7 protein-coding genes are annotated in these 11,947 nt (G+C 39.3%); 4 read left to right on the top strand and 3 right to left on the bottom strand.

The annotated features are described in order from the left end of the window. Window positions 1-2 precede the first annotated feature (2 nt). Window positions 3-4,949, bottom strand: a complete 4,947-nt coding sequence (locus OM074_RS11640; protein ID WP_301199650.1) for a PKD domain-containing protein — start codon at window positions 4,947-4,949, stop codon at window positions 3-5. A 415-nt stretch (window positions 4,950-5,364) separates the two neighbouring features. Between OM074_RS11640 and OM074_RS11635 the strand changes: the two genes are divergently transcribed. Next, entirely contained in the window at window positions 5,365-6,276 is a 912-nt protein-coding gene (locus tag OM074_RS11635) for a proline dehydrogenase family protein (RefSeq protein ID WP_301199649.1), read from the top strand. An 80-nt stretch (window positions 6,277-6,356) separates the two neighbouring features. Here the strand turns inward: OM074_RS11635 and OM074_RS11630 are convergent, their stop codons facing one another. Continuing rightward, window positions 6,357-7,091: an alpha/beta fold hydrolase gene (locus tag OM074_RS11630; protein WP_301199648.1), complete on the bottom strand. Its 735-nt coding sequence runs from the start codon at window positions 7,089-7,091 to the stop codon at window positions 6,357-6,359. A 58-nt stretch (window positions 7,092-7,149) separates the two neighbouring features. Continuing rightward, window positions 7,150-7,350 carry a hypothetical protein gene (locus OM074_RS11625; RefSeq protein WP_301199647.1) on the bottom strand — a complete coding sequence of 67 codons (201 nt, stop codon included), beginning with the start codon at window positions 7,348-7,350 and terminating at the stop codon, window positions 7,150-7,152. Window positions 7,351-7,641: 291 nt separating this feature from the next. Between OM074_RS11625 and OM074_RS11620 the strand changes: the two genes are divergently transcribed. The 3 genes from OM074_RS11620 (at window position 7,642) to OM074_RS11610 (ending at window position 11,745) form a co-directional block, all read left to right on the top strand. Then, a complete protein-coding gene (locus tag OM074_RS11620) occupies window positions 7,642-8,529 on the top strand; it encodes a hypothetical protein (RefSeq protein ID WP_301199646.1) in 888 nt (295 codons plus the stop codon). 93 nt (window positions 8,530-8,622) lie between these two features. Then, on the top strand, window positions 8,623-10,284 hold the full coding sequence (locus OM074_RS11615) for a hypothetical protein (RefSeq protein WP_301199645.1): 1,662 nt from the start codon (window positions 8,623-8,625) through the stop codon (window positions 10,282-10,284). A gap of 24 nt (window positions 10,285-10,308) precedes the next feature. Next, window positions 10,309-11,745 (top strand): DUF5723 family protein, encoded by a 1,437-nt coding sequence (locus OM074_RS11610; protein WP_301199644.1) that lies wholly within the window; start codon window positions 10,309-10,311, stop codon window positions 11,743-11,745. The last annotated feature ends 202 nt before the right edge of the window (window positions 11,746-11,947 follow it).

Raw genomic sequence — 11,947 nt, 5'->3', positions numbered from 1 at the left:
TGTTACCTTATTAATGTTACATCTCCTGTATATACTTTCACCTGACCGGTACCAAACCTACACGTCACCTTCCATATATATACACCCTGTGCACACAAACTCCCTTTATGATAACCGTTCCATCCCACATTTACATCATCACTCTCAAATATCAACTGTCCCCAACGGGAGAATATCTGCATTTTATACTCTACAATCCCTTCCTGAACCACAGGATAGAACACATAATTGTTTTTATCTCCAAACACATACTCCCCACTATTTTCACCTGAAGGATTAGGCGTAAAGGCATTAGGAAAATCAATATCTCCACCTTCTTCTGCAATAATAGGCTCGTTCAATTCAAACACATCCTTACAACCAAACTCATTCTCCACCTCCAAAGACACATTATAATTACCCTTTGCCTGGTATTCATATTCGGGACTAACCGCAGTAGACACCGTACCATCACCAAAATCCCAAACATAAGCATCTGCTCCCACAGACTTATTAGCAAACGTAACGCTCTGACCTGGCACTGTAACCACTTTAGGGAACGCCTCAAAGAAAGCAGTTGGCTGTGGATACACCTGAATCACAAGATCATCCTTAACCACTTGCCCCCCGGGTCCCACAACAGTAAGCCTCACCTGATACTCTCCAGAGGAATAATAAGTATGTACCGGATTAGCTTGCGACGAAACACTTCCATCCCCAAATTCCCAGAGGAAAGTTTCCACATCAACAGCCTCACTGTAAAATTCAACCGTTAACGAAGGACAACCCTGGCTCGCCGGACCATAATCCACCGTTGGTATATTAGGAAGAATCTCTATCCTTTTCTCAATTATATTCTCACACTGACCATTATACGCTTTCAATGTAATATCAAACTCTCCTGAATTTATATACTTATGACTAACCGGATCTTTGCCACTAAAAGCATCCCCATCCCCAAAATTCCATTCATAAGTCCATTGATCACCCATGGTCAGATTAGATAGCTCAACCGTAGATTCCGGCATCTGTTGGTAATCGGGCGTAACAGAAAAATCAGCAACCGGCGTAGCATAAACATTCACCGTTGCATAAGCCGTATCAAGGCAACCGTAAACTGACTCTGCAATCAATGACACCTCAAATTCTTTATCCTCAGCACTCTCATTAACAAATACATTTAAGCCCAGGTAGTCACCAGAAGTATTTCCATCGCCATAGTCCCAAATAAACTTACTTGCCCCGATTGAATTGTTTCCCAGACTAACCTCCAAAGGAGAACACCCCTGGCCTCCCCCAGAAACCACAGCCTCCACATTTGGGTTCACACTAGTATAACCATCCATTGAGTCCCGGCACCCAAAACTATTCTCTGTCACCAGTCTGATCCTATAATCCAACGGGGTATATTTCTCATTGTAATACGTATGTTCAACACCCTGATTGCCTTCCACAATAGCCATACCCCCATCCCCGAAAGTCCAGAAAGACTGATCAATATTCTCTGTATAATTGGTAAACTCAACCAGTTTGGGTGAACAAACAGAAAAATCATTGGGTTCAAAATAAGTATCCGGTGAAGGCAGGATCGTCATTACCGTATGCGCTGTATCGCTACAGCCATAAGCAGACGTAGCAACCATACTCACATCAAAGTCCATTGGCACATCACCCGGATTTTCAAAAACATTTTGCCCCTGAACATTATTTGATGTATTACCATCATCAAAATCCCACAAGTAATTAATACTACCAACCGAATGGTTTGTAAATTGAGCTTCGTATGGAGAACATGCCGTGAGTCCATCAGATATTTTTGCCACAACTACAGGATTAACAGTTGTAAAACCGTCCATCGAATCCTGGCAGCCAAAACTATTTTCAACAACCAATCGTATTTTAAAGTCCTCCGGAACCATACCCCCGTTTTCATATATATGCACTACAGATTGATTACCATCAACAGACAGAAGATCACCATCCCCAAAACTCCAGTACGATTTTTCTATATCTAATGTATGATTAATAAAAGTTACTTCTTTAGGAGAGCACACTGCAAAATCATTGGGCTCAAAATTTGCACCTGGCGAAGGTAACACCACCACTTCCGTTTCTGTTGTATCCACACAACCATAAACAGACGTTGAATACAATGTTACCGAATGTCTTTCCTTTCCTTTTGTGTCATTTGTAAAAACTTTGGTATACAAATGAATGCCCTGATTAAGATTCCCATCCCCCAGATCCCACTCATACTTAAAGGCTCCGGCGTCAGCCACAAAGCTTACTTTAAGAGGAGAGCATCCGCTATCCGGTTCTGCTACTAAATTAAAATCCTGCAACGGATACACAGTTGTATATAATCTGGAAGTATCGGTACAATTATAATCGTTTTTAACAACCAACTGCACACCAAACGACTGGGTATACACTTCTTTATTGTTAAAAACATGAGATACATGCTCTGACGTTTCACTATCTGCCCCATCTCCAAAGTCCCATTCATAAAAAGTAGCCCCTTGCGATTTATTTGTAAAATCCGTTTCCAAAGGCGAACAACCTATTGAATTATCCATTTCAAAATACGAAACAGGTGCAGGAGCAATCTCTATAGATGCATCAATAGTGTCCGAACATCCATCAACCGTATTGGCAATAAGCATTATATCATAAGTTACCGGATTAGGTGTATTGTTACTAAACACCTGAACAGGACTCTCTTCAACAGAAATATTTCCATTTCCAAAATCCCAGTAATAACTATCTGCATTAACCGATAAATTTTCAAACTGTAATTCAAAAGGCGTACAATGGATAGCCGGCGGTGGCGTTATATTTGCCTCCGGAACCCGGTAAAAAGTAATACTTACCGTAGCATCCCCTACACATCCATTACCATTATCTTCAAAATAGGTAAACTCATAGGCTCCTGCCGCATCCACCAAAACATTTGTGGTGTCATTTGCTACATCATCAAAAACCACACTACCTGGGCCACTTGATTTAATCCACTGTCCAACACCAATATGCGGATAGGCAACCAACTTCATCGACAAACCACAGGTATCTTTATCTGCCATAACTGATGGATTAGGAACCTCTGTAAAAGAAACCGTAATATCTGCAGAATCGCTACATGAATTATTATCTTCAACCCACCTTAAATCATAACTCCCATATACATCTGACACTACTATTGCATCCGGAGCACTAAAATCAGAAAAGGTCAACACCCCACTACCATTAACTACTTTCCAGAAACCATTGCCCACACTCGGAACTGCCGCCAATGAGGTTTGCAAGCCACATTGATCAATATCAATTCCAGCATTTGCAACCGGCTGATCATAAACTACAACCGTAATATCATCAGAATCCTCACAACCATCGGCATCCCTAACGGTGTAAGTATATACAAAGGTTCCCACTTCATCGGCACTAAATTGCGGATTCTGGATATTCACATCCGAAAGCTTGTCAACGCGGGCTCCCGTCCACTGGTGAAAAACATAATTACCGGAGCCCCCACCTGGCGAGGGTGCCATTGTTACCACATCTCCCTTACAGAGCTCTAAGGCAGTATTCGCAAACGAAATACTTACCTCTTCAACAGTTAAATCCAACGTATCTTCATCAAAACAACCATTATTATCCTCCACCCTGTATATCAACTCATATGAAGACACCGTATTGGTAGAAAAAACCGGGTCAACAACCGAAATATCATTCAGGGGAGCAATATCTCCTTTCCACAAATGGGTATATGGAGAAACTCCTCCTGTAGGATTTCCATCTAACGACAAGGAAATACCGGGACATAAACTAGTAGTTCCTCCTTGCAGAATACCAGCCTGAGGCCCTGCAAGTACATTAATATCCACCTGCCCAACATCCGAACATCCATTCCCATCAGTAATATTATACGTAATAGTATGGGTACCCGGGCCGGCAGTCCCTGGATCAAACATACCGCTCCAGGCATCTGTTATACCAGGGCCGCTCCACTGACCACCTCCATCTGCGGCAATCAACATAAAAGCAGCGTCAGACACACATACATCCGGAACCGCATTTATATTTGCTTTGGGCAACGGAACAATCAATGCCATTGCAGTAGTAGTAACCGGAGGATAATCCCCGTTTAAGGGATCCGCAGGAGGCAAGCCATCCGTTAAGTTTTCATCATAGGGATTACAAACATTCCAATTCCTTAAAGTAACTTCAAAAAATGCACCCACCGGATGGTGATCCGGGATTGTTATATCCATTGTGGTATTATATGGGGCTATTGGCCCTTCGATAGGACCAGGAACATGATCAATACTCCCGGCAAAAGGATAAGTCCTGACTACACCACCCACTTCTGCATCAACTATAGTAGTTCCTCCCGTTCCATAAATCCACTGAATCCACCTGTCTTCATTATTAATAACGTCATTTTCATCCGGAGGAGTACAATTCCACTGACTATTATCCGTAAAATGAAAAGTGGCACCATTACCAACACATATCGGATACACCTGAGGATCAATTGCAAGCTCTCCTCCATTCCTGTCGTCAGTATCCCAAACTGTTACAATTTGTTCCTGCACAGAACTCGTACATACCACTCCATTAACAACTAAGGTTGCCCTTGGATGGTAATTACATAAATCTCCTGTATTTGGATAAGTATGGGCATGTGTAGCTTGCCACTCTTTGGGATCAACCCCTGGGTTTGAAGCATCTATTACTTCAACAGGGTTTCCATCGTCCCAATCATATTGTATCTGAACACTGGCTCCTTGATTATTAACCCCCCGGTAGGTTACTACCCACACTACATCAACGGGAGCACATTTACCATTAGGCACAATATCATTGGCCTTAGATAAATACGAACAGTCCTGCGACAAAACTTTTGATGGAAGCAGGGATGTCAAAAATAAAAAAAGTACCAGGTGTATTGTTGTGTTGTGTTGAATTTTCACCTTGGTTTCGTTTTGTGTTATGCCATTTAACGAGGAATTTTAAAAATAGTTTTGATGAAAACACATTTTTTTTAGATTGTTTTAAAAAAATATTTGATCAACATCTTTAAACAATGCAAATATTTACATGGACAAATACACTCCCTCCAAACTACATTATGATCAACAAACAACATACACACCACAAACTACTTACAATTTTAACTTTAACTACAAACCCACATTTGTAAACGTATGTTAATTACATGATTTATATCAGCATCTCCCTATTTTCAAGGGTTTTAATGAGATTCGTCATTTTTTATATTTCACCAAAAGTAGAATTTTACATCGTTAATAACAGTCTGGTTATTTACTATTCTTACAAAATACGCTTGTATTTTGTAAGATTTTATTAGTAAGTAAATTTATGAATATGATAAATAAAGCAATAGCATCAGTTGTTCCCTACTTCCCAAAGAAGTTTGTATGGGTTTTTTCTAAAAAATACATTGCAGGGGAAACAATTGAAGAAGCCATCACAGCTTCCAAAAGCTTAAATGAGCATGGCGTTATGGTAACTATCGACCTATTGGGTGAGTTTATCACAAACCTTAGTCAGGCGACTAAAAACCGCGATCAATATCTTCATATCATAGGTGCTTTTGAAAATGCCAACATTAAAGGCAATTATTCATTAAAACCAACCAGCTTCGGCCTATTGCTCGATCCGGAAAAATGTTATCAAAACATCCGCACTATAGTTGAACTTGCTGCCAGGCACAATAGTTTTGTGAGGATTGATATGGAAGATTCTGAATGCGTTGATCTGGAGCTGACTCTGTATAAAAGGCTAAAACACGAATTCCCTAAAACCGTAGGACTGGTTTTACAAGCCTACTTGCATAGAACAAGCAAGGACATTGATGACTTGATGCATCTGCACACTCCGGATTCTCCATTGAATTTCAGACTATGCAAAGGCATTTATGTGGAGCCGGAAAAAATTGCAATCAAAGATCCAAAAAAAATAAACGAGAACTACTTAAAACTTTTGGAAAAACTACTTTTTAAAGGTGTTTACGTAGGTATCGCAACACACGACAAAGCTTTGGTTAAAGGAGCACTTGAATTAATAAAAAAATACAATGTGCCCAAAGATATGTACGAATTCCAAATGCTGTATGGAGTAACTCCTGAATTAAGAAACAGCATCGTTGGAGACGGACACGAAATGAGAGTGTATGTTCCATATGGGAAGGACTGGTTTGGCTATTCAACCAGGCGACTGAAGGAAAACCCCAAAATGGCACAACACATCATTAAATCTATTTTTGTAAAAGGTTAGGTTAATATATTGGTTATGTTTATGAGACGGGCATTGTGGGGGAAACACAATGTCCGTTTTTATTTTCTACAAAACCAGTATTAGCATAAGTCTTCAAAAAAACGAGCCAGCAAATTATTAAATTCTTCGGCGTTTTCAAGCTGAGGAAAGTGTCCTGAACCTGAAATACGAAACACCTCGCCACCCCATAATGTAGGAATATCCATTGTGCCGTAATAGTCAGCATTAACCATTTCATCCTTTTCACCATGAACTATGCATATAGGAATACTAAGCTTTGCCACCTGCTCAACCTCATCCACATAACTCCCTGTAGAAATTGCCGCCGGGGTTAATTCCCTAATTATCCCGGAACTTTTCTTCATACCATTAAAAATATGTTGAACCCAGTCTTTATTATACAAACAAGCCTTTGCCAATTGCACCAATTGCTCATCATTTAAATTTTTAGTAAAAAACAAAGGGACTGCTGGATTAGGCAGAAACGAATCTTCCATACGAGGCGGCTTTGCTATAAATGGAGCTCCAAAAGTCACAATTCCTTTCACCCCTTCCATTTGGGCAACACTTTCAGCAATTAAATGCCCTCCCCAGGAATGCCCCACAACACAATCAAATTTTTTAAACCTGTGCAACTCCAATAAACGCTCCTTTAAATCAGAAAAAAATGATATCGGACCAGGATTTTCAAGTGCATTTACCTCACCCTCTAAGTCAAATACAGTTAATTGGTGCTTATCAAATAATGAACTACCTATTTGTTCTGAAAAAGAATCCACACTTTGCGAATTCCCTGGTATAAATAAAATATTCATAACCTGTAAAGTTTATCTTCTACTTTGCACATATTCCAACATCAATTGTGCAGTGTTTTTAATATTCAGTAATACTTTCGGAAACATATATAATCTCCCGGGTATAATTATTTGTTATGTAATAGAACTGATTTGGCAATGTATGCTCAGGTATCTGACTTTTTATCTTTCGCTCAATCTCACCAACATCCATTTCAGGATCAAATGTAAAAGTAACACTATCTATAAATTCACTAAATTTCTTATAATCTTTCCGCATATAGTTTAGAAAAGCTCACATTAATCACTCCTAACAAAATTATCAAATTATATATATGTCACATAAAAACATCGACCAATCAAACGAAATATTTGACCAAACAAGTACACAAACATTCCCCTATTTTATTCTTAACATTTACTTTGCGTAAAAAAAGCTATTATTTATCACAATTTTCAAACCTTTTATAATTACACGGCGTACATTTCACGACATTTAACTATAAATTAATTGACATTTTACAGGCAATCTGTTTCTTTGCACACATAAAAAGAAAAAATATAAAAACTCATGAGAAAATTCTTTACTCTATTCCTGATTACGGCCTTAACAGGAGCTGCAACCTATAGCCAAAACAGCACAGAAAATACGGTCTCATTTAAGGATTATCCCCAAAACCTGGGGCCAACAATCAACACAAGCGCTAACGAATATGCCGCTCTGGTTACCCCTTGGGACTCATTAATGTATTTTACCTCTACCAGGGGTAAAAAGATGAACACCCATGGTAACGAAAAAATCTATTATTGCCTAGGGGCACCAAACGATTCAAGTATCCAGGTTTATCCAACCAAAGGATTCAAAAAATCGGTTCATATTAGCATCGCTGGTGTAGACAGCAAAAACGAAAAGATTCTTTTCTATAAAGGGAAGAGAAAAAACGGCTCCCTTAACTCGGCAAAAATAAACTACGGCAAAGTCCTGAAGAAGAAAATACTCAAAGGTGCCATCAACCATGTTGCCTATCGCGAATCGAGCATTTCTATCGCAGAAGACGGATCGGCCTATGTTGTAATAGACAGAGTGGGTGGACATGGAAAAAAAGACATCTGGGTTTGCAAGCACAACGGATCAGGCCGTTTTAGCGGATTACAGAACCTGGGATCTGTAATCAACACAAAATACAACGAGGAAGCTGTATATATATCCCCGGATGGCAACACCCTGTACTTTTCATCAGAAGGTCACGACAGTCTGGGAGGTTACGACATATTTAAAACCACTAAAAACGAAGATGGCTCATGGACCGAACCTGTAAACATGGGATCCATGATCAATTCGCCGGCAAACGAACTTTTCTTTCAACCCTACCCTGGTGACAACATCATTTTATTTTCTTCAGACAGAGATGGTGGCAATGGCGGGTACGACATTTATTCAATAAGTGTAAACGAGTAATTAATAATGAAAACTAAAATGATAAATCAAATGACACACAAACTTCCTGAAAAAAGAAGTTGGATACATAAACTTGTATCTATTAATTTGAAAATGCATCAATTAATAACCGCAGTGTTCTTATCGGGCATTTGCATGCTTACTTCCTGCGAACAGGACACTATAAATGTTGATGATATTGCAGACGAAGCCAACAGGACGTATGAGTTTGCCGGACCACTTAGCAACCTTCATATTTCAGTAGAGGATTTTCTTGAAGAAGTTGATGAAGAAGGCTGGATTACAAAAGATGCCGAAGGAAACCTGTATTATGAATTCAGCGAGGAATACCCTTTTGAAATAGATGATGTTTACACATTATCTGATGTGAATTACTCCTGGTACTATACCCCGGTGGAATTACCTTCAAAATCAACACTAAAAGCATCAAATGCCTTAATCCCATATGATGATGTTACCTATACCGAAACAATAACCATGAGCGAGGATGAAGGCATCCGTTTAGATCGCATGATTATTTCTGGAGCAGATTTAAACCTTAATATTAACACCCCGGCAGGACTTCAGGCCGATGTAAAAATATCACTTCCTGAAGTTAGTAAAGACGGAGAAATTTTATCTACAACATTTAGCGTTGATGGCACTCCGGGCAACAATACTTACTCGCTTCAACAATCGCTGGCTGGGTATGAAATAGAATTTCAACAAGACGAAGCCAATCCGGCAGGTATAGTAAATGTTGTTATTGAGTTTACTAACATTTCGCTTGAAATAGACCCTCTTTCACCTGCAATACCAACTCCTGTAGAGGTCAATTTCCTGATTACAGACATAGAGCCTGATGTAGCTTTTGGATATTTTGATGCCCGCCCAATGGACACGGAAAGTATCGACCTTGAATTTGATGCTTTTGAGGATATGAACATCAACAGCCTGGTTGAGTTTGGGAATATTTGGATCGACGTGAACACATCCAGCACAATTGGAGTTCCTTTTGAAGCCAGCATCAACGAGATTTCATTTTTAGATACCTATTCATCAACAAGCAAAACGCTTGAATTAGACGACAACACATTCTCTGTTGAAGCAGCAACCTATGGCAACCCTGTCACCCCTTCCTTGGCAAACAAAGTCATATCGGGCGACAATTCAAATATCCTCGAAATGGAACTGGGTGTATTTCAGCCCAACCGGGTTATTGGAGAAATTGCCACCAATATTGTCAGCTCAGATCCTTCTCAATCCTATTTTATCAGCCGTACAAGTGAAGTCAATGCTTCTGTAAATATAAAAATACCATTGTGGTTCAAAGCATCTCAATATGCCCGCACCGATACCGTTGATTTTAATTACGTTGAAGAAGTTGGTGAAGGAGAGGACGATGACTTCACCGAAAACTTTGAAGAAGCAACCATCCATCTGAATATGAGCAATGGAATTCCATTTGACATCATGATGCAAGTATCTTTCAGGGATGCAAACTATAACATTGTTGACAAATTATTTGATACCCCGGTAAGCATTGCCGGACCGGAAGTTGATGCAAATGGTATAGTTACCAAACTATCAGCAAGCAGCTTTTCAGCACAGCTTTCCCAGGAACAAATGGAGCTTTTCAGGGATTCTGAAGTGATGTACATATTTGTAGAAACATTATCTGCCACCTCAGAAAATGGTGAAAAACTGGTTCGTATACGGGAAGATAACTATTGCGACATCTCCATTTCAATGGAAGCAAAAGGCAATATAGAGTAATGTTAACAATTTAAGAATAAGAAGATGATTTTTAATAAATATATACGCGCTGTTATTGTTTTTGCCACTTTGTTATATGGTGTAAACCTAAGCGCCCAGAGCCCTTTATCCACATATTATTTAGAATGCCTCCCACAGGTTAACATCAGCAACCCGGCCATGATGCCCCGCGCCAACACTTATATTTCTATACCAAGTGTTTATGCCGGCATCCACACCGACCTGGCTGCCGAAGATTTATTACAAAAACAAAACGGCCAGTGGGTTACGCCTATTGACAAATCGTTTAACTATGACGATTTATACACCAGTATTGGGAAATCAAGTGCACTCTCATCAGAAATAAGCATAGCCCCTATCGGTTTTGGATTCAGGACCGGGGAAAGAGGGTATTTTACCTTTTCTTTTGCTGAAAAAATAAGCGCCAGGATCAATATAGCCAGCGACTTTTTTGAGATAGCAGACAAAGGGCTTCCGGTAAATACCACACTTGACCTGTCAAGAACCGGGGAAAAGCTTATGGCCTACAAAGAAATATCATTAGGTTACGCCCATAAAATTGACGAAAAGTTAACAGTTGGTATCCACGTTAAACCTTTATTCGGACAAGTGGCCTCATTATCTGAAATAGATAATTTTGTTATCAAAACAGGACTGGAAGAATACACTCTTAATGTAAAAGGAAATATATACGCATCGGCTCCTCTTGAAGTGGAAGAAGGAGAAGATGGCTTTGCCGACAATGTTGAATTCCAGGATTTAGAAGACAGCGAATACAATAGCAAATATGGCTCAGGATTTAAAAACAGCGGTATTGCTTTTGACCTGGGAGGAGTTTATGCCTATAGCGACAAAATCGTTTTTTCGGCAGCATTAAACAACCTTGGGTTCATCAAATGGAAAGAAGATTTACATTCACAATCCTTTAGCGGGGAATATAAATTTACTGGTGCAGACGTGGGTGTTTTAACCCTTGACAGCATTGGCGAAATGTTTGAGAACGAAATGGACTCAATTACAGATGTACTACAGGGTGAAACCGGCAATAAGAAATTCTCAACCGGACTAACCCCGTCATTGTACATTGGGGGGCAATATAAAGTAAACCACGCTGTAAGCCTTGGATTATTGTCGCGAAGCACCTTTGAAAAATACAATTTCCGCCAGGAGTTTAACCTGTCGGCTAATTTCAATCCTTACAGTTTTGTTACAGCAAGTATCAATTACAACAAGGAAATTAACGGTTCCAGTGCTATTGGTTTAGCGCTGGCATTAAAAGGCGGACCAATACAGTTTTACATTGTTGCCGACCACATTCCTTTTAAATACCATACTATTGAAGATGATGGAACAAGCTATCCTGCTCCCTTACATATGGAATCATTTTCTTTAATGACTGGTATTAACTTTGTTTTTGGGGCAAAAGGATTTAAAAACAAATCGATGATTGCGCACAGGTAATCAATTCAGAATAATTTAATAAAAAGCGGCTTTAAGTTATGTTTTTCTTAAAGCCGCTTTTTATTTTCCCTAACTCCAGCCTGTCAAAATAAAACAAAAAACGACTTATAAATAGTCAGACCTGAAAAAGTACTATTCTTTGAGAATTAATTGTTTTCAGAGAATAGTATTTTTCTAGATATAAAATTCTAAATAAGTCAAA

It is taken from the genome of Plebeiibacterium marinum (assembly GCF_026013615.1).
Classification (GTDB): domain Bacteria; phylum Bacteroidota; class Bacteroidia; order Bacteroidales; family Marinilabiliaceae; genus Saccharicrinis; species Saccharicrinis marinus_A.
The sequence above is the reverse complement of the archived record's forward strand: the minus strand, read 5'-3'. Positions and strand labels throughout refer to the sequence as shown.